The sequence below is a fragment of the Streptomyces sp. NPDC090045 genome (assembly GCF_044747975.1).
Taxonomy (GTDB): domain Bacteria; phylum Actinomycetota; class Actinomycetes; order Streptomycetales; family Streptomycetaceae; genus Streptomyces.
Genome location: NZ_JBIVFA010000003.1, coordinates 274552 through 293553, shown reverse-complemented (window position 1 = coordinate 293553; position 19002 = coordinate 274552). Strand labels below are relative to the sequence as shown.

The 19002-nt window shown below is 73.4% G+C and carries 17 protein-coding genes and 1 pseudogene; 10 read left to right on the top strand and 8 right to left on the bottom strand.

Annotated features, from left to right (window positions below):
* The first annotated feature begins 221 nt into the window (after nt 1-221).
* The 6 genes from ACIPYQ_RS10300 to ACIPYQ_RS10275 all read left to right on the top strand — a co-directional run bounded on the left by ACIPYQ_RS10300 (nt 222) and on the right by ACIPYQ_RS10275 (nt 5212).
* Nucleotides 222-986: a thioredoxin family protein gene (locus ACIPYQ_RS10300; protein WP_401248383.1), complete on the top strand. Its 765-nt coding sequence runs from the start codon at nt 222-224 to the stop codon at nt 984-986.
* A complete protein-coding gene (locus tag ACIPYQ_RS10295; protein WP_401248380.1) occupies nt 983-1609 on the top strand; it encodes a TlpA family protein disulfide reductase in 627 nt (208 codons plus the stop codon). Before ACIPYQ_RS10300 ends, ACIPYQ_RS10295 begins: the two co-directional genes overlap by 4 nt.
* Nucleotides 1606-2394 carry a cytochrome c biogenesis CcdA family protein gene (locus ACIPYQ_RS10290; RefSeq protein WP_401248377.1) on the top strand — a complete coding sequence of 263 codons (789 nt, stop codon included), beginning with the start codon at nt 1606-1608 and terminating at the stop codon, nt 2392-2394. Before ACIPYQ_RS10295 ends, ACIPYQ_RS10290 begins: the two co-directional genes overlap by 4 nt.
* Before the next feature lie 95 nt (nt 2395-2489).
* Nucleotides 2490-3056, top strand: a complete 567-nt coding sequence (locus tag ACIPYQ_RS10285) for a hypothetical protein (protein ID WP_401248374.1) — start codon at nt 2490-2492, stop codon at nt 3054-3056.
* Nucleotides 3057-3077: 21 nt separating this feature from the next.
* Nucleotides 3078-3800 (top strand): response regulator transcription factor, encoded by a 723-nt coding sequence (locus ACIPYQ_RS10280; RefSeq protein ID WP_361762954.1) that lies wholly within the window; start codon nt 3078-3080, stop codon nt 3798-3800.
* Complete coding sequence (locus ACIPYQ_RS10275; protein ID WP_361762951.1) at nt 3797-5212, top strand: HAMP domain-containing sensor histidine kinase; 1416 nt, start codon at nt 3797-3799, stop codon at nt 5210-5212. Before ACIPYQ_RS10280 ends, ACIPYQ_RS10275 begins: the two co-directional genes overlap by 4 nt.
* Nucleotides 5213-5257: 45 nt before the next feature.
* Here ACIPYQ_RS10275 and ACIPYQ_RS10270 read toward each other — a convergent pair whose 3' ends face one another.
* The 4 genes from ACIPYQ_RS10270 to ACIPYQ_RS10255 form a co-directional block, all read right to left on the bottom strand.
* Nucleotides 5258-7099, bottom strand: coding sequence for an SMI1/KNR4 family protein (locus tag ACIPYQ_RS10270; protein WP_401248370.1), 1842 nt, complete (start codon nt 7097-7099; stop codon nt 5258-5260).
* A gap of 54 nt (nt 7100-7153) precedes the next feature.
* On the bottom strand, nt 7154-8920 hold the full coding sequence (locus ACIPYQ_RS10265) for a methyltransferase (RefSeq protein WP_401248367.1): 1767 nt from the start codon (nt 8918-8920) through the stop codon (nt 7154-7156).
* 105 nt (nt 8921-9025) lie between these two features.
* Nucleotides 9026-10243 carry a 4-hydroxybenzoate 3-monooxygenase gene (locus ACIPYQ_RS10260; protein WP_401248365.1) on the bottom strand — a complete coding sequence of 406 codons (1218 nt, stop codon included), beginning with the start codon at nt 10241-10243 and terminating at the stop codon, nt 9026-9028.
* 224 nt (nt 10244-10467) lie between these two features.
* Nucleotides 10468-11010, bottom strand: coding sequence for a peroxidase-related enzyme (locus ACIPYQ_RS10255; RefSeq protein ID WP_362242592.1), 543 nt, complete (start codon nt 11008-11010; stop codon nt 10468-10470).
* 132 nt (nt 11011-11142) lie between these two features.
* Between ACIPYQ_RS10255 and ACIPYQ_RS10250 the strand changes: the two genes are divergently transcribed.
* The 3 genes and pseudogenes from ACIPYQ_RS10250 (at nt 11143) to ACIPYQ_RS10240 (ending at nt 13443) form a co-directional block, all read left to right on the top strand.
* Nucleotides 11143-12012 carry an AraC family transcriptional regulator gene (locus ACIPYQ_RS10250; protein ID WP_401248362.1) on the top strand — a complete coding sequence of 290 codons (870 nt, stop codon included), beginning with the start codon at nt 11143-11145 and terminating at the stop codon, nt 12010-12012.
* Nucleotide 12013: 1 nt separating this feature from the next.
* Nucleotides 12014-12220: pseudogene (locus tag ACIPYQ_RS10245) on the top strand (DUF4158 domain-containing protein); the annotation flags it as partial.
* A 212-nt stretch (nt 12221-12432) separates the two neighbouring features.
* Entirely contained in the window at nt 12433-13443 is a 1011-nt protein-coding gene (locus tag ACIPYQ_RS10240; RefSeq protein WP_401248359.1) for a quinone oxidoreductase family protein, read from the top strand.
* Nucleotides 13444-13615: 172 nt separating this feature from the next.
* Here the strand turns inward: ACIPYQ_RS10240 and ACIPYQ_RS10235 are convergent, their stop codons facing one another.
* Nucleotides 13616-14905, bottom strand: a complete 1290-nt coding sequence (locus tag ACIPYQ_RS10235) for an amidohydrolase (RefSeq protein ID WP_401248356.1) — start codon at nt 14903-14905, stop codon at nt 13616-13618.
* A 164-nt stretch (nt 14906-15069) separates the two neighbouring features.
* Here ACIPYQ_RS10235 and ACIPYQ_RS10230 point away from each other — a divergent pair, with 164 nt between their 5' ends.
* Entirely contained in the window at nt 15070-15243 is a 174-nt protein-coding gene (locus ACIPYQ_RS10230) for a thiazolylpeptide-type bacteriocin (protein ID WP_007268044.1), read from the top strand.
* 77 nt (nt 15244-15320) lie between these two features.
* On the opposite strand, the gene ACIPYQ_RS10225 is transcribed toward ACIPYQ_RS10230, so the two are convergent.
* Genes ACIPYQ_RS10225 through ACIPYQ_RS10215 form a run of 3 tightly spaced genes read right to left on the bottom strand, consistent with a single transcriptional unit; the run spans nt 15321 to nt 18990 of the window.
* Nucleotides 15321-17258: a TOMM precursor leader peptide-binding protein gene (locus ACIPYQ_RS10225; RefSeq protein WP_401248352.1), complete on the bottom strand. Its 1938-nt coding sequence runs from the start codon at nt 17256-17258 to the stop codon at nt 15321-15323.
* Nucleotides 17255-18010, bottom strand: a complete 756-nt coding sequence (locus ACIPYQ_RS10220; protein WP_401248349.1) for an ABC transporter permease — start codon at nt 18008-18010, stop codon at nt 17255-17257. The genes ACIPYQ_RS10225 and ACIPYQ_RS10220 overlap by 4 nt, the downstream gene beginning before the upstream one ends.
* Complete coding sequence (locus ACIPYQ_RS10215) at nt 18007-18990, bottom strand: ABC transporter ATP-binding protein (protein WP_401248346.1); 984 nt, start codon at nt 18988-18990, stop codon at nt 18007-18009. Before ACIPYQ_RS10215 ends, ACIPYQ_RS10220 begins: the two co-directional genes overlap by 4 nt.
* Nucleotides 18991-19002: the final 12 nt, after the last annotated feature.

The window sequence follows — 19002 nt, the reverse complement described above, 5'->3', positions numbered from 1 at the left end:
CCATGCCCCGGCGAAGCGGAAGGTGAGCGCTTCCTTAGGGCAACCTCAAGATCGTGCCGAGGCGGTTCCGCAGGCCCTGACGGGGCCTATGCTCGCGTCAGCCGAGCGGCCCTCGGCGCCGGGGAACCGCACCCGGCGAACCCCCGGGCCGTCGGTTCCGCCGAGCCGGAAGGCTTTCGGCCCTTCCCGCAGTCCGCATCGCGCCTTGGGGTGTCCTCGCCATGACTTCTCGCCTGCTCCGAACCGTCCGCGCCGACCGCCGTACGACGGCGCCCCGCTCCGCCTCACCCCTGGGGACACGACTTCCGCTCGTCGCCGCCGCCGTGGTCGCGGCGGGGCTGACCGCCGCCTGCGGGCCGGCTTCCCAGCCCGCCGGTTCCGCGGCTCCGGCCACGGCCGGACCGTCCGTGGAGGCGACCCTCCCCTCCGCGTCGGAGTCCGCGACCGCGTCCCCCGAGGCCTCCCCCACCGCCTCGGCCTCGCCGTCCGCGTCCGCGTCCGCCACCCCCTCGCGTGCCGCGTCGGGCTCGGCCTCCCCCGCCCGGACCTCCGCCAAGCCGGCCCGGACCTCCGCCGCACCCGAGCCGGCCCGGATACCCGGACCCGGCTACGACAGTTCGGCCGACGCCCAGAAGCAGATCGAAGCGGCCCTGCGGGCGGCCAAGGCCGACGGGCGTGCGGTACTCCTCGACTTCGGCGCGAACTGGTGCGGCAACTGCAAGGCCGCCGACAAGGTGTTCGCCCAGCCGCAGACCGCGGGGATCCTCGGGGCCTCGTACCATCTCGTCAAGATCGACATCGGCGGCAACAGCTCCGCCAACTCGGCGCTCCTGCGCAAGTACAGCCCGTCCGGCGGGACGTACACGATGCCCGTACTGGTCGTCGTCTCCTCCTCCGGCACGGTGCGCACCGACACCCACGTCACGGGCAACCCGTCCCTGACCGCGGACGGCATCAACGCCTTCCTGCGCAAGTGGGCGTCATGAGACGCACGAGGCGAACGGGGCGATCGGTCCGCAGGGCCGTGGTGGTTCCCGCCGGAGCGGGCCTCGCGGTGGCGGCCGGTCTGCTCCTCGCCGGCCTCGCGACGGACGACGGCGGAGCCGGGGCGCCGGACGGCCCGGCGGGCGTGGCCAGGGCCGCCGAGGCGAAGGTCCTCGACCCCTCCGCCCGGCGGGACGCGCCCGTGCTGGCCGGCGACGACCTGGACGGGGAGCCGGTCGGCCTCGCCGGGTTCCGGGGCCAGGTCGTCGTCGTCAACGTCTGGGGTTCCTGGTGCGGCCCCTGCCGGGCGGAGGCCCGGGACCTGGCGCGGCTCAGCCGGGAGACCCCGGCCGAGGAGGTCCGCTTCCTCGGCATCAACACGCGGGACCCGGACCGGACGGCGGCCCGGTCGTTCGTACGCGAGCACGGCCTGGGCTTCCCCAGCCTCCACGACCCTTCCGGGGAACTCCTGCTCCGCTTCCCTCCCGAACTGCTCAACCCGCAGGCGATCCCCTCGACCCTCGTGATCGACCGCCGCGGACGCATCGCCGTCGCCATCGGCGGCGCCGTCACCGACGAGCAGTTGCGGCCCCTGCTCGCGCGGGTCGTGGAGGAGGAGTCGTGACGGGGACGGCGGTCCTGTACCGGACGCTCGCCCTCGCGGACGCCCCCTCGCTGGTGAACGGCACGCTGGCGATCGCGGCCCCCGTGGCGTTCGTGGCGGGGCTGGTCTCGTTCCTGTCGCCGTGCGTGCTGCCGCTCGTCCCCGGCTACCTCAGCTACGTGACCAGCCTGTCGGTCGCCGACCTGGCGGACGCGCGCGGCGGGCGCCGCAGCCGCATGGCCACCGGGGCGCTGCTGTTCGTCCTGGGCTTCACCGCGGTACTCGTCTCCGGAGGTGCCCTGTTCGGCTACTTCGGCCGTACCCTCCTCGCCCACCAGGAGATGGTCACCCAGGTGCTCGGCGTCTTCACCGTGCTGATGGGGCTGTCCTTCATGGGGTTCCTGCCGGGTTTCACCCAGCGGGAGTTCCGCAGTCACCGGCGCCCCGCCCTCGGACTCGCCGGGGCGCCCGTACTGGGAGCGGTGTTCGCGGTCGGCTGGACCCCGTGCATCGGTCCGACGCTGGCCGCCGTGCAGGCGCTCGCGTGGACCGAGGCGAGCGCGGCCCGCGGCGCCCTGCTGATGGCGGCGTACTGCCTCGGGCTGGGCCTGCCGTTCCTCCTGGCGGCGCTGGCGTTCCGGCGCGCCCTGGGCGCGTTCGGCCTGGTCAAACGCCACTACCCGTGGGTGCTGCGGATCGGCGGCGGCATGCTCGTGCTCGTCGGCGTCCTGCTGGCCACCGGGGTGTGGAACGACCTGGTGTACCGCGTGCAGTTGTGGAGCGCGAACTTCAGCACGGCCCTCTAGGGCCGTCGTACGCCGCGCAGACGAAGAACCGATCCGATCCGATCTCATCCCGTGATACGTGACACAGAAGTGCAGAGACACCGATGAACCTTTCCATGCATGTCAGGCATTCCCGGAAGGCCCGTATCGCGGCCGCCCTCGTCACCCTGGCCGCGCTCGCGGCGTGCGGTCAGCAGACCGCCGAGAACCCCGGCGCGGGCGCCGGAGCGGCCGCGCCCACGACGCGCTTCACCGAGAACGGGGTCACCGTCACCCTCTCGGTCTCCGACTGGCACGCCTCGAAGGGCACCGTCACCGCGGTCTTCACGCCCGAGCGCAAGGGGTTCCACCTCTACAGCATCGACCTGCCGGCGACCGGCATTGAGGACGTGGGCCGCCCGACCGCCGTTGGCGTCTCGGGGGTCCTCAAGGCCGAGGGCAAACTGACGGCAGCCCAGGACGTACGGTCCATCAGCGTGCCCGGTGTCGACGCCCCGGTCCCCGTCTACCCCGACGGCCCCGTCACCACCACCCTCCCGGTCCGCGCCGACGGGGACGGGAACGCGACCCTGCTGCTCGGCTACGCGAGCTGCAGCACCCAGGACGGCTGCACCATCCCGGTCTCCGACCGCCCCGTGCGGCTGCGCGTCACCGGTGACGGCCCGACCTTCGACGCCGGCTAGGGGAGCCCCTATGGTGTGCCCATGCCGAGCGTCCTGGTCGTCGAAGACGACCCCAGCATCCGCCAGTCACTGATCGAGGTCCTGGCGGAGCACGGGTATGCCGTGCGCAGCGCGGGAGACGGGTTCGGCGCCCTGCGCGAGGTCACCCAGGCTCCCGTCGACGCGGTGGTCCTCGACCTGGGACTGCCCGATCTGGACGGAGGAGACGCACTGCGCATGATCCGCGGCATATCCTCCGTTCCCGTACTGGTGGCCACCGCCCGCGACGACGAGACCGAAATCATCAAGCTCCTCAACGCGGGCGCCGACGACTACCTGGTCAAGCCCTTCTCCGGGGGGCAGCTCGTCGCGCGCCTCTCCGCCGTCCTGCGGCGCACGAGCCACGTCCCGCCCACCGGTGGCCCGGCGGGCGCGCCGGTGGCACCGGCCGCCGAACCGCTGCGCCCCACCACCGTCGGCGAACTGGCCGTGGACCCGGGCGCGCGCACCGCGTACCTGGCGGGCCGGGAGCTGCGCCTCACCCGCCGGGAGTTCGACCTGCTGGCGTTCCTGGCCCACCACACCGGCCAGGTCGTCTCCAAGCGCCGGCTGCTGACCGAGGTCTGGCGCGAGCCGTACGTGGACGACCAGACCGTCGACGTGCACCTGTCGTCCCTGCGCCGCAAGCTGGGCGAACGCGCGGCGGCCCCTCGGTACCTGCTGACCGTCCGTGGGGTCGGCATCAAACTGGTGGCGCCGCGTTGAGACGTTCACTGGCCGGAGTGGCGCTCGCCGTGACCTCCATGGTCGCCCTCTCCTTCCTCATACCGCTGGCCGCTCTGGTGATGTCGCTCGTCAAGGAGCAGGGGGTCACGGCGGCCGAGCAGCGTGCCGCCGCCCTGGCGCCCGTCCTCGCGCTGTCCACGGACCCGGCGGCCCTGCGGGAGTCCGCCGCGAGCCTGGACGCCTCCGAGCACCTGGTCGTCCACTTGCCGGACACCGGGCCCCTCGGCCGTTCCAAGGCCCCCGCGGAACTGCTAGAACGGGCGCAGCGGGGACGCGAGTCCATCTCGCAGGAGGTTCCGCACGGCTGGATATGCCTGCAGCCCGTGGTGCTTCCCGGGGAGCAGGTCGCCGTCATCGAGAACTTCGTGCCCGAAGAGGAACTGACCCGCGGCGTCAAGGAGTCCTGGGCGGTCATGCTCTTCCTCGCCGTGGGACTGATCGGCGGATCCGTGCTGGTCGCCGACCGCCTCGGCGCGAAGGTCGTCCGGTCCTCGAAGCGGCTCGCCCAGGCGTCGCGCGCCCTCGGCCAGGGGGACCTCGACACCCGTGTGGACCCGATGGGCCCCAAGGAACTGCGCGAGGCGGGCGTGGCCTTCAACGCGATGGCCCACCGGATGACCGAACTGCTCGCCGTCGAACGCGAACTCGTCGCCGACCTGTCCCACCGGCTGCGCACCCCGCTGACCGCCCTGCACCTGGCGTCCGAGCGGATGGCCGGCACACCGGAATCGGCCAGGGTCGAAGCGGCGGTCGGCGAACTGGAGACGGAACTCCAGGCCATCATCGCGACGGCGCGCACTCCGCTCGCCGTGGGGCCCATGGGCCAGGGCATGCTCGCCGCCGAACCCCTCACGGGCGACCGCGCCGCCGGCAAGGGGACACCCGGCCCCGGCTGCGAGGCGGCCGACGTGGTCCGCCGCCGCACCGCCTTCTGGGCGGTCCTGGCGGAGCAGCAGCAACGGTGCTGTTCCCTCGACCTCACCCAGGAACCCACGGCCGTGGGGCTCTCCGAGGACGACGTCGCCGCCGTGGTGGACGCGCTCATCGGCAACGTCTTCCGGCACACCGCGTCCGGGACCCCGTTCGGCGTCCGCGTCGTGCGCACGGCCCACGCCGTGGAACTGGTCGTGGAGGACGGCGGGCCGGGCATCCCGGACCCGGACCGGGCCCTCTCCCGCGGGAGCAGCACCGGTTCCACCGGGCTGGGGCTCGACATCGCGCAGCGGGCCGCGACCGCGACGGGCGGCGCGATGCGCATCACGCGCAGCCCCCTGGGCGGCGCGCACATCACCGTGACGTTCGCACTGGCCACGCCGTCGCCGGCGGGGCGGGGGCCGCGTCTCTCCCGCCGCCGTCCGACCTGGCGGGCCACCCGCCGGCCCCGGACGTGAGACCGGGGCGGGCTCGCGACGGCGGGACGGCGGACAGCCGGCGGGTCAGGAACGGGTCCAGTAGGCATAGCTCTCACCGGACCGCGGCTCGCGGAGCCAGCTGCGGGTCTCGAAACCGTCCAGACGGCCGTGGCACACGGCCTCCCGTGACACCCTGACCCCGAAGTGCTCGGCGATCGCGTCGAGCGCCGTACGGAGCCCCTCGGAGAGGGTGCGTCCCGCGAAGAGGCCGGCGGGCGCGAGCCCGGCCGGTATCTCCCCGGTCGTCGTGCGCGACGCGCCCCGGACCGTCAGGCCGTAGCGCTGCTCTCCGTTCTCCGCGCAGGAGAAGTGGAAGGCCGCGGGGAGATCGGGGCCCCACTGCGGTTCGTACGTGAGCGTCAGGGCCCGGGTCCCGCGGGAGGCCTCCGTGGCCGGTGACGCGAACCGCCCCTGGGTGGCGGCGTCGATGCCCCGGTCGGAATGGGCGAAGGCCCAGCCGTCGCCCGCCGCGCCGAACCGGGCCACCGTCCGGTTCTCCCACGGCGCTCCGCCCGGGTGCCCCAGCCCTGCCTCGCCCAGGGTCAGGGCCGGGCGGACGGTCGCGTCGCCAACGCCGAGCCGGTGCGGGACCTCGGACGGCTCCACGCCCGCGATCAGCACCATCCGGAAGCCACTGCGGGATTGCTCCGCGAGCCAGCCCAGACCGTCCGCGGGAGCGGACCCGGTGGACTGCGGGGCGGCCTTGGTGGCCCCCGGGCCGCGTGGGGTGGCCAGCAGGACGCGGCCGCGCTCCGGGGTGAGGACCGGACCCAGGTACGGGTCCGCGAGCAGACCCACGGGGGCGATGTGGTCGGCGGACCGGGGCGTCCACGCCGGCAGCGCGGCGGCCAGCACCGACCAGGCCGCCTCCGGCTCCGCCCGCCGGGCCAGCGCGCGTGCGGTCTCCACGGCCTCGCCGAAGGCTCCGTCCGCCCGGTACCGGAACGTCGCCTCACGGATCCCCCGCAGGGTCGCGGCCACCGCGGGCCGGTCCTCCTCGGGATACCGGCGCGTCAGCGACTCCTCCTGGTGCGTGCCGTACCGGGGCTCCGCCCTGCAGGTCAGCGGCACCGCTTCGTGGGCGACGTACGGATCGGCGAGCGAGGCCCCTGCTTCGGCTCCGGTGGCCGTGCCGCGCAGGACACCCATCTGTTCCAGGAGCCGCGCGGCCCCCGGCCGGCCGAAGGCGCAGGCCTCGGACAGGGCTTCCCCGGCTGCTTCGTACTCGCCGCGCAGGGCGGCCAGCCGAGCCTGCTCGACCCGGGCGTCCATGGCCCGGGTGGTCTCGTTCGCGAAGGCCGGCCGGTCCGAGGCCATGGAGTGGAACCCCCGGTACGCGTCCTCCATGAAGTGGCGGAAGGACGGCAGACGTTCCGGCGGGCTCGCGCGCCAGGGCGCCCAGGTGTACACGGCCCATTCCCCCCGCTCGTCCACGTCCTCCGGATCCAGCAGGACGTCGACCATGTCGGACTCGGCGGAGAGTTGGAGCGAGCGGGACCACAGGCCCGCTGCGCGGACCAGGTCCTCGTCGGCGTCGTCCCCGGCGCCGTCCAGCCATGCTCCCCGCATGTCGTGCGGGTCGCCGCACCAGCCGAGGTCCTCGCAACCGGCAAGCCGCCAGACGAAGGTGCCCGCGTGGTGCCAGCCGTCGGTGACCGCGAGGAAGGACCGCAGCGACGGGGGAAGGGTGACGCCGAGCCGGGCCTCGGCAGCGGCGATCCCGGCCTCGTCCGCCGGCTCACGGCCCAGCCAGCGGGCCGCGCGCCGGTCCTCGGCGCCCGGCAGCCCGTCGTGTTCCGGGTCGTACGCGTCGGCCCACTCCCCGCTCCACCGCTCGAGGAAGGGGCGCCACTCGAATCGCATCATGACAGCGATGGTGGCAGCCCCCACTGACAACGGCCCCGGCCCGCCCGGACCGGCCTAGGCAGGTGCCCTGCGGGCGTGCATGACGTGGGCTTCCAGTGGCAGGGGGGTGTGGTCCAGCAGTTCCAGTCCGGCGTCGGCGAGCAGTCGGGCGTACTGATCGGCACGGCGTTCGCGGCCCCCGACGTTGCACATCATGTGGAGGTCCCAGGCCGTGGCCAGTGAGGGGGATCCGTCGGCGGGCAGGAGGCGTTCGACGATCAGCAGGTCGGCGTGGGCCGGCATCGCGCGGGCGCAGTGGCGCAGGATCTCCCGGCACCGGTCGTCGTCCCAGTCGTGGAGCACGCGGGACAGGATGTAGACGTCGCCGCCGTGGGGCACGTCCGCGAAGTCTCCGCTGCGGTAGTCGCAGCGGGCGCCGCACCCCGCGGCGTCCAGCGCACGGCGGGCCGTCTCGACGGCGTGCGGGCGCTCCAGCAGCGTGCCGCGCAGCGTCGGATGCGCGGCCAGGATGCGGCCGAGGAGCTCGCCGTTCCCGCCGGCCACGTCGACGACGGTCCGGGGGGCGGGTGCCTGGGCCGCGGCGGTGATCACCGGGTGGGCGGGCAGCGGCCGGAACATGCGCGAACTCGCCGCCATGGAACGGTCGAAGAGGTCCGCGAGTTCGGGGTCGCGGGCGAAGTGGTCGAAGTGGTTCTCGCCGAAGAGCTCGTCGAAGGCCGGCTTCCCGGTCCGTACGGTGTGGTCGAGCGCGGCGAAGGATTCGTAGAAGGGGCCCGCGTACATCAGCGCCAACGGGCGCATCGTGTCCGGGGAGTCCGCGAGCAGCAGGCCGCCGAGCGGGGTGAGGCGGAAGCCGTCCTGCCCCTCGGGGTCCTCGGCCACGACGTCGAGCATCGCGAGGTAGCGCAGGAGCGTGGCGAGGCTGTCGGGGTGGGTCCCGGTGCGCCGGGCGAGTTCCCGGGTGCCGACGGCGGCGCCGGGTTCCATGGCCTCGGGCAGGCGCAGGCGTGCGAACGCGGCGAGGGCCTGGGTGGTCCACGCTCCCGTGAGGAGGTGGAGGAGCGTTTCAGCCGACCGGTCCGCGTCCGCGTCCGGTCGCTCGTCGAGGCCGTCGAGGTGGGCGGCGAGGGCGTCGCGGTGGTCGCCCGGAGCGTAGAGCTCGAGACGCCGGTAGCCGCACGCCGTGTCGGGGGTGGTGAAGTACAGGACGGTGCCGTCCTCGTGCGGGTTGTACCCGCCCCCGTCGGGGCGGGCGCCGTGCCGGGCGAGTACCGCGCACAGGCCGTGCAGCGCCACGGGGTCCGGGGACTCCAGCTCGAAGGCCAGATGGGCCTCGTGGCCGCGGGCGCGTTCGTGCGCGGCGATCGGTTCCAGGTCCGAGTGCGCGGGCACCTGCAGGGTGAACACCTCCACCACGCGGCGCTCCCCGGCCGGGCCGTGGACGCGGGGGCGCAGGATCCGGACGTCGAGCTCGGCCGCGTCGCGGTGGTGACGCCGGGCGAGCCGTGCCCGTACGACGACGCTGGGCTGTGCCGGGGTGTCGGCGGCGAGGCCGCACTCGACGAACCGGCTGCGCAGGTCCTGCGCGTCGGAGGGGAAGAGCAGCAGACCGGCGTGGGCGAACCGGCACCGCGCGGCCACCGACTCGAGTTCCGGGCCGCACAGACCGTGCAGCAGGAGTGGCAGCAGCGTGGCACTGTCGTGTTCCCGTACGAACGCGGCTGCCGCGCGCAGGCGGGCCGTGTCGTCAAGGAGCATCGTTTCGCCGGGAGGTGCCGCTCCGGCGGGGAGGATCGATTCGTCGGTGAGGGTCGTCGTCATCGCGCAGGTGTCCTAGGGCCGGTGCTGGGGCGTGGGGGGGGGTGGAGCGTGGTGGGCTGGGGGGGAAGGGGTCGGCGGAAGCGGGGGGGCCGGGTGGGGCCGTGGTCACACGCCGACGTAGTTCTCGGCGAACCAGTCCTGGTGTGCGCGGGACGTGCGCAGGGAGTCGAGGCGGGCGCGCCGCAGGGAGGCGTGGAAGAACGATCCGCCTGACCGGTCCTGGCCGGGGATCGCGTGCAGCAGCCCGGTCATCCACTGGGTGAACTCCTGCGCGCGCCAGATGTGCGCCAGGCTCCGCGCCGAGTAGCGGTCGAGGGCCGTGCCGTCCCCTCCGGCGAGGGCCTCGGCCAGGGCTCCGGCCAGGAGCTCCGCCTCCAGGACGGCGAGGTTCGCGCCCTTCGCGGCCGCCGGGGCGGTCAGGCTCGCCGCGTCGCCGGCCAGCAGGAGCGAGCCGTGGCGCAGCGGTTCGACGACGTCACAGGCCAGGTCGACGACTCCGCGCTCGATGATCGGCCCCCGGTGCAGCGGGCCGTGCTCCGTGGCGCGCATGCGCACGTCGAGCTCGTCCCAGATCCGCTCCTCGGACCAGGCGTCGGCGCGGGCGCCGCGCCGGCACTGGAGGTAGTAGCGCGTGACCTGCGGGCTGCGGGCCATGTGGCCGGCGAAACCGCGGTCGTGGACGGCGTAGCCGACGGCATCGAGGCTGGGCGGCGCTTCGGCGAGCAGACCGAGCCAGCTCACCCCGTGGTCGTGGTGGTGGCGCACCGCGTCGGGCGGGAGCGAGCGGCGGGCCGCTCCGTGCCGGCCGTCGCAGCCGGCGACGTACCGGGCGTCCCAACGGGTGGGGCGTCCGTCCGGCTCGCGCGTGGTGACGTACGGCCGGGGGCCGTCGGCGTCGTGGACGGCGACGGCCTCGGTGCGGAAGCGGATGCGGCCGCCCGCGTCGAGGTAGTGCGTCAGGAGGTCCGTCACCAGGTTCTGCTGCGGGTAGACGGTGTGCTGCTCGCCACGGCCGAGGGCGCTGTAGTCGAGGCGGAAACGACCGTCCCCGGTGCGGAACTCGCACGTGCAGTGTGTACGTCCGTCGCGGTGCAGTCCGTCGGCGAGACCGTGGCGCTCCAGGATCCGTACGGTGTTCGGGGCGAGGAAGCCGGCCCGGGGGCGGGTCTGGACATGAGAGCGGGCGGCGCGTTCGAGGAGGACGCAGTCGATCCCGGCGGCGAGCAGGAGGTTCCCGAGCAGGAGGCCGGCGGGGCCCGCTCCGAGGACGACGACATCGGCCGAATCGCATAACAGGCGGCGGCAGTTCTGGCTTTCTTTCATGGCGCGGGAATCATAAGCACGGAAGAACTCGGCAATGATCAAGAGCAATTCGGATGCCGCAATAGAATGAATATCGCTCTATCTTCCGTCCGGGTCGGTCCCCCGCAATTGCGCAGGTCCTGGGCCCTGATGGGTGACGGCCCGGCCGGCGTGCACCTGCTGGGGTGGAGCTGTCGTCGTGCCCAGCAGGTGCAGTGCCAGCGGGGCTGTCGGGCCGCCTCGATTCAGCCGCGCTTCAGCGCCACCGACGGGAAGTCGAGCGGAACCTGGAGGGCGACGTTGACGTAGTTGGTGAACAGGTTGAGGGCGACCTGGCCGATCACCTCGACAATGTGCTCGTCACTCCAGCCCTGATCACGGACGGCCTGCACGTCCTGCGCCGTGACCTGCCCGCGGTCCTCGACCAGCTTGAGCGCGAAGCCGAGCAGCACGGCGGTACGGGGGTCGTCGGACGCACCGGTCTGCGCGGCCTCCAGCGCCTCGCGGGACACTCCGGCCTTGCGGCCCAACGCGGTGTGCGCCGACAGGCAGTACGCGCAGGCGTTCCGGTTGGCCACCGCGACGGCGATCTGCTCACCGAGGGCCGGGCCGAGAGTGCCGCCGGCGAACGCGCCGAACGAACCCCACATGCTGGCCAGGGCCGCGGGCGAGTTGGCCACGGCGCGGAACATGGCCGGGACCGCGCCGAACGCGGCGTGGATCTCGTCGAACTGCCGCTTGACGGCTTCGGTCGCGAACTCGTGCTCGACGAGGGGAACGTGGGACATGACTGCTCCTCGGTTCAGGAGGGACTGCTTCGCGACGGTCGAGGCGAAGTAAGATCACCCTGCCGAAGCACCCTGGACGCTGAGGTTCATATCGTCTCGACTTCTTACCAAATCGTCTGACACGATGCGGCCATGGTGCCTCTCGACCGGATCTCGCCCCTGCTGGAGAAGTTCCGTGTCCGCACGCGGCTGTTCCACACCGGCCCGCTGTGCGGTGTGACGACCTTCGCCGCACAGCCCGGGCGCGGCTTCCTGCACGTCCTCAGGCGCGGCGAGATGGAGGTGACCCACCAGGGTGCGGGCGGGCGCCTGGAGAGGTTGCGGATCGACCGACCGAGCCTGCTGTTCTACCCGCGTCCCCTGGAGCACGCGTTCCACAACGCCCCCAACGAGGAATCCGACTTCGCCTGCGCCACCCTCGATTTCGACGGCGGCCAGGCCCACCCGCTGGTGCGCACACTGCCTCCCGTCGTCGTGCTGCCACTCGATGACGTCGGCACCCTCGGCCCCGCCCTCGACCTGTTGTTCGCGGAGATCGACAACGTCCGGTGTGGGAGTCGGGTCCTGGCGGACAGGCTGTTCGAGGTGGTCCTGATCCAGCTCTACCGCTGGCTGCTCGGCCACGCCGACGAGCTCGCGCTGCCCCGCGGCCTGCTGACGGGACTCTCGGACGAGCGCCTCGCCCGGGCGCTCATGGCGATCCACGAGACACCGGGTGGGCCGTGGACCCTGGCCGCGATGGCGCAGGAAGCACGGATGTCCCGCAGCTCCTTCGCCGCCCGCTTCAAGGAACTGGTCGGACAGCCACCGGCCGACTACCTCGCGGAATGGCGGGTCACCGTCGCGCAGGGCCGGCTGCGCACCGGCGCCTCGGTGGCGCACACCGCGGCCGAGCTCGGCTACGCGAACCCGCCCGCCTTCTCCCGGGCCTTCGCCCAGCGCGTAGGGCACTCCCCGCGCGCCTGGCTGGCCGCGGACGCCGACGCCGGCGCCGCGCCATGAACTGCCGGTCAGTGCGCATGAGCTGCATCTGTTCTTCGCGCCGACGCGGGAGGAGGCGGCGTGGGCGGCGGAGCGGATGGACGCGGATGGAGATCAGCTGGCCCTGCTGCTGGCGTTGAAGTCGTACCAGCGGATGGGCCGGTTCCCGAGGCCGGAGGAGTATCCGGAGGTGGTGGTCGATTTCGTGCGCCGCGCGGTGGAACTGCCGGAGGCTACGCCGGTTATGGCGGATGGCCGTACGGCGGTGCGGAAGCGGCGGGTGGTGCATTCGTCGGCCCTTGACGGCCTCGGCCTCCTGTCCCGGACCCGGGTGCAAAGCAGCGTCTCAGCTCTCGGCGGGGGCGGCGGACTGGTCTGCTTGCCGGGAATCGGATCGCCATCAACGGGGTTGGTGGGGGAAGAGCCGTTAATTGGAGGGTCATGCGAGCGATTCAGGTGTACGAAGTGGGCGGTCCCGAGGTGCTGCAGGAGGCCGAGGTGGACCTGCCGCGGCCGGGTCCGGGCGAGGCGATCGTGGAGGTCGCCGCATCCGGGGTCAACTTCCTCGACGTCTACCACCGCGAAGGCCGGTACAGCCTCCCGCTGCCCTTCACCCCGGGTACTGAGGGCGCCGGCACGGTCGTCGAAGTTGGACCCGGCGTCTCTGACGTCGCAGTCGGGGACCGGGTCGGTTGGGTGGAGATTCCCGGCACGTATGCCGAGCGGGCCGTCGTGGACTCCTCCCGGCTGGTGCCGCTGCCCGACGACATCGGCTTCGAGACAGCCGCCGCCGTGCTCCTCCAAGGCATGACCGCGCACTATCTCGTCAAGGACGCCTACCCGGTTCAGGGGGGCGACACGGTGCTCGTGCATGCGGCTGCTGGTGGCATGGGGCTGCTTTTGACCCAGCTCATCACCCATCTCGGCGGCAGGGTGATCGGCACGACGTCGACCACGGCGAAGGCCGAGCTGGCGAAGCGTGCCGGGGCCGCTGAGGTGATCCTTTACTCCGCAGTCGACGATCTCGCAGCCGAGGTGAGGCGGCTCAACGGCGGTCACGGACTGCCGGTTGTCTTCGACGGCGTCGGCGCGCACACCTTCGATGCGAGCCTCGCCAGCCTGCGAACCCGCGGCCATCTCGTGCTCTTCGGCGCGGCAAGTGGTGCCGTGCCGCCGTTTGATCCGATGCGGCTCGCCCACGGCGGTTCGCTGACCCTGATCCGGCCCAGCCTCGGGCACTTCATCGCCGATCGGTCCGAACTGCTCCGACGGGCCGCCGATGTGTTCGAGTGGGTGCGCTCCAAGGCGCTTGAGGTCACCGTAACGGGCCGCTACGCATTGTCCGAGGCCGCCCAGGCCCACAGCGATCTGGAGGCTCGGCGTACCACCGGCAAGCTGCTCGTCGTACCCGATGCGGCCGCTATTGGACGCCGCGAGGAGACGCAGAGCTGATCGCGGGTGACGAGGTCGGGGATCTTGGAGACCGAGATGTCGAGGGCATGGCCGACCGTCATCGCCAAGATCCCCGACAGCGTCAGGCACTCAGCAGGCCGAGATCAAGTCCTGGCGGGTTTCTGGCGTATCCAGGTCACACCCCTTCAAGATCCCTCAGCCGAGACCTGGCTCACCCGTCCACAACCTCCCGGGACAGAACACCGGGCGAGCCGAGCCGGGCCAGCGTCGCGCTCGTCAGCGCGCGGATGCCGGCCGGCAGGGCGGTGCGGGCGTCGGGGGCGAAGTCCGGTGCGTGGTTGGCCGGCAGTGCGGCCAGCTTCTCTGCCGCCGTCGTGCCGGGGGCCCGGGTCCATGCGGCCGGGCCGACCGTGCCGAGCATCCAGTAGCCGAGCCGGATGCCGCGCTCACCGTGCACGTCCAGACCCGCGTCGCCGAACAGGGCGAAGTCCTCCGTCGCGAGCGAGGGCGGCCACATCGTGACCCGGTCCGCCCCGAACTCGCCCGCGTGCGCCTCCCGCAGGGCCGCCGTGACCCCCGGATCGGGGTGGGTGACCGGGGAGGCGGAGGTCCGGACGATCTCGGGTTCCCGCGGGCAGGCCGCGGCCGCGCACTCGGCGCGGACGATCCGCTCGACGGCCTCGGCGGCCCGGGCCAGCGAGGCCTCGCTCACCGCCCTGACGGTGAGGGCCAGTTCGGCCCGGTCGGGGATGACGTTCGCCCGGTCGCCGGCCCTGAACGAGCCGACGGTCACCGCCACCTGCTCCGCCGGGGCGGCCTCCCGCGCCACCACCGTCTGGAGCCGGGTCACGATGTGGGCCGCCGCCACCACCGGGTCCACGGCGAGGTGCGGGGCGCCCGCGTGCCCGCCCCGGCCGTGCACGACCACCCGGAAGCCGACGCTGCCGGCCGTCACCGGCCCGTACGCGTGCGCGACCATCCCGGCCGGCAGCGGCGCGGCGTGCTGGGCCAGTACCTCGTCCGGGCGGCCGCACCGCCGGTAGAGGCCGTCGGCCAGCATCGCCCGGGCTCCTTCGAGGGTCTCCTCGGCCGGCTGCCCCACCACCAGGAGGGTGCCGCGCCAGGCCTGCGGCGCCGCGGCCAGCAGCGCGGCGGTGCCCGCCGCCGCGGCCAGGTGGAGATCGTGCCCGCAGGCGTGGGCCGCCCCGCCGTCGGCCGCGTACGGCAGCCCGCTCGTCTCCCGTACGGGCAGGGCGTCGAGTTCGGCCCGCAGCAGGACCGTGGGGCCGTCGCCGTTGCGCAGCACCCCGGCGACGCCGTGTCCGCCGATGCCGCGCGTGGTCGCGTAGCCCGCCGCCTCCAGCCGCCCGGCGAAACGGTCCGCCGTCCGTCGTTCCGCCCCGGACAGCTCGGGATCCCGGTGCAGTTCCAGGTAGAACGTCGTCATCTCGCGCAGGTGCGCGTCGAGTCGGGCGAGCGGTGCGGGTGCGTGACCGGTCATCCCGCCATGATCGGACGGCGGGGCGGGAGCGGGTACGGCAGGGCGCTGACACCTCGTGACAGCGGAGTGTCAGCGGCACGACGGGTCCGCTGCAGGCGGCACCCGTTCTGATGGGGGCAGGCACAGTACGGCCCGGTGCCGGCCCCCCTACAGAAGGAGTCATCATGGAGAAGTCGCCGCTCGCCTCGCTCGCGGACGAGATCCTGGAGCTGGAGTCCGAGACCTTCGAGATCTCCGACTACTCGGACGCCAGCGAGGTCGTGCTCGCCGGTTCCACGAGCTGCAGCTCCACCTCGACGTGTTCCTCGACCACCAGCACCACCTCCTGCTCCGCCTGACCCTTCGGACGGCGGACACCCGGATGCCCCGGCCCCTCGCCCGTGCGAGGACCGGGGCATCCGCCCGTGTGCGGGAGCTACGGGAAGGGGTGCGGGACCCTGCGGATGTCGGCCTCGGTCAGGTCGGCCGCCCGCAGCCCCGCGCGCCGCGGAGCGCTCCGCAGGCGCGGCAGGTACGGGGCCCGCTGCCGGGACCAGCCGAAGTCGATCGGCAGCAGCCCCGGCACCACCGCGCAGACCGTGTGCAGCCCGGTCCGCCGCTGTTCCGGCGTGGTCTGGTCGACCACGATCACGTCGTGGCCCGCCCGGACCAACTCGTCCACGACGCACAGCAGATCGTCGCGCAGATCGCCGGTCCGCGGCCGGCCGTGCTCCGTCCAGGACCGGTACGCGTCGTCCATCGCACGCACGGCCACCGGCTCCCGGTAGGGCCGCACGTGCTCCGCCATGGCCGGCAGCCCGTACAGCTGGGCGTGGTCCTTCAGGTGCAGGACCCGGCTGAAGTCCTGCGCCATCGCCTCCAGTTCGCCGCGCCGCTCCTCGACCTGGCGTGGCAGGTGCGGAATGTAGGTGAGCACCTCCGACAGGGCCGCCTCCACCGCCGTCGCCGGATCGAGCGCGGCTCCGGCGCCGAAGGAGAACAGCCCCGGGCCGCCGTCGCGCCGCACCGCGAGCCCGGTCACCACGGGCACGGCCAGGTCGATGCGGTTGTCGAAGGCGTGCACGTCGTAGCCCTGGAGCGCCGCCCGGTCGGCCATCGTGCGCACCGCCGTTCCCGGCACCGTCGCCAGGTCGATCTCGGCCAGCGGCAGTCCGGCGTACCAGGCGATCAGGAACGCGTCCCGTTCCACGAGTTCGAGCAGCGCGCCGAGCAGCGCCTCTTCCGGGCAGCTGCCGATGGCGCAGCCGTTGGAGCACTCGAAGACGAAGTTGTCGGCGGCGAGCCCGGCGCTGTAGTGCACCAGCCGGGCCGGGACCAGGACGGGCCGGTCGTCGCGCAGCGAGTGCCCGTACACCCACGGGATCGGCCGCTGCGGGTCGAAGGGGGACACGAGCGGGTCGTCGCGGTAGGTGCCGGGGGCGTAGAAGCCGCACTCGGCCGGATCGAGCGCACGCTCGCCCAGCTCCGCGTACGAGGCGGTGAGCAGGGTGTTCCCGGTGCGGCGGTGGGTGCCGGCGTACCGTTCCAGTCCCTCCAGGTACGCGAGGTCGCGGCTCGCGGTGAAGCTGTTGGCCTGGCCGCTCCAGGTGACGTCCGTCAGTCCCGCGTACCCGCGCATGAAGACGCTCCCCGCGACCGGGGCGGTGGTCGGCGAGGTGACGTTGAGCCAGGTGCCGCCGCCGAGCACCCCCGTCACCGGATTGGCCAGCGCGGTGTACGGCATCGGGTACGAGGACGCGGCCCGCAGCCGCTGCGCGCCCGGGTCGGGCTTGGGCCGGGAGGCGGGCGCGAAGGGCCGGGGTGCGTCGGTGCCCCGGGGACCGCAGTCCGGGCACAGCGGGTCGGCGAGCAGCGGGTACGTGCGGATCCGCAGCGTCTCCAGGTCCAGCCGGGACACCTGGGGCAGGGTCCGGTCGGCGGCCTCCCCCGCGGGTGCGCCGGCCCGGCCGCCGTGGACGGCCTCGTGCAGCGCGTACACCGCGTCGTGTGCGTACGGGGTCAGCCGCGGCCACTCGGGGCCGGCCGGCGTGCCCGGTCCGAGGCCGGTCTCCAGCGCGTCGCGCTCGCTCCGGCTGCGCAGCCGCTGGCGGCGCATGGCCAGGCACTGGCCGCACGCCGGTGCGGTGCCGTCACCGCCCCACGGGCCGACGAGCACCTCGCGCGCCGTGAGGTGCACGCGCGCGCCGGGCCGGACGGCCGCGAACGGATCGGCGGCGCGCGGCCCCAGGGCGTCGTGGACGCCCAGGGTCACCACGACGGCGCCGAGCGGCTCCAGCGCCCGGGCGAGGTCCCGCCTCGCCGCCTCCAGGGGCGTCCCGTCGGGGGCGAGCGGACGTGCGGAAGTCGTCGTCATGTCCGGTTGCTCCAGCGGAAGGTCTTCAGCCCGATCGCACCGAAGAGGAGGGCGAAGCCGAGCAGGGCCGCCCATCCGGTCCAGACGGCGGTGAGGGAGCCGGTGCCGGTGAGCGCGCCGGTCGCCGCGTCGTTGAGGTAGCGCAGCGGCAGCACGCGCGAGACGGACTGGAGCCACGACGGCATCATGTCGAGCGGCAGGAACGAGCCGGACAGGAAGGCCATCGGCACCATCAGGCAGTTGGCGATGGCGGCCACGGCCTCCGGGGTGTTCGCGTACGTGCCGACGATCACGCCGATCGCGAGGAACGCCGTGATCCCGAGGACCAGGGAGGGCAGGACCAGCGGCCAGCGCCCGTCCAGGACCAGCCCGAAGCCGGGGAGCATCGCCACGGCGACGAACACCGCGGCCTGCACCACGCCCACGGCCAGCGCCAGCACGTACCGCGAGGCGAGCACGGTGGTCAGCGGGGTGGGCGTCAGCCGGATCAGCCGCAGCAGGTCGTCGCGCCGCCACTGCATCAGCGTGAACGCGATGCCGAAGACGGCCGCGTTGGCGACGCCCCACGACATCACCCCGGGGGCGATGTACGAGATGTAGGGGCGGCCGGTCTCCTCGACGTCCTGCCCGCTGAAGATCAGGCCGAAGACGACCAGGAAGAGCAGCGGGAAGGCGAAGGTGAAGAAGAGGGTGGCCTTGTCCCGGACCTGCGCCCGGTAGCCGGCGGCGGTCAGGACCGTGTATGCGCTCATGCCTGGTGCTCCGTCTGCGTGTGGGGGCCCGCCTGGGGACCGATCCGGGGGCCGGGGTGTGCTGCGGCGCCGGTGAGTTCGAGGTAGACGTCCTCCAGCGTCGCCGTACGGGTCATCACCCCGTCCAGCCCGGTGAGTGCGTCCACGGCCTGGAGCACCCTGCCCGGCGCCGTGGTCTCCAGCACCAGGGAGCCGCCCTGGAGGACGGCCCGGTCCACTCCGGGCAGGGCCGCGGCCTCGTCGACGCCGATCCGGCCCACCGGCAGCAGGAGGCGCGACGGCGCACCGGCCGCGGAGACCAGCCGGTGCGGTGAGTCGAGGGCGGCGATCCGGCCGCCGACGAGGATCGCGACGCGGTCGCACAACGCCTCGGCCTCGTCGAGGTGATGGGTCGTGTAGACGATGGTGCGGCCCTCGCTCTTGAGGGCGCGCAGCACCTCCCACAGATCGCGGCGGGCCTGCGGGTCCAGGGCGGCCGTCGGCTCGTCCAGGAAGATCAGCTCCGGGCTGTGGACGAGGGCGGAGGCGATGGCCAGGCGCTGGCGCTGGCCGCCGGAGAGGTTCTCCACCATGACGTCACGCTGCTCGGTGAGCCCGACGCTCTCCAGCGTGCGGTCGGCGGCGGCGGGGTCACAGCGGTAGAGGCCGGCGACCGTGACGAGGTGTTCGCGCGCGCTCTGCCGTACGAAGAAGGCCGAGGCCTGGGTCTGTACGCCCATCCGGGGCAGCAGGGCGGTGTTGCGGGGCCAGGGGCTCTGGCCGAGGACTCGGACCGTGCCGTCGTCGGCCTGCCGCAACCCCTCCATGATCTCTATGAGGGTGGTCTTGCCCGCCCCGTTGGGGCCGAGCAGCCCGAAGAACTCGCCGCGGCGCACGTCGAGGGACACCCCGTCCACCGCCTGCCGGTCGCCGTAGCGTTTGTGTACGTCCTGGACGGCTATGGCCGGGGCGTCGGGCGGCTGGGTGCTGTCAGTTGTCATGGGTCGTGCGTC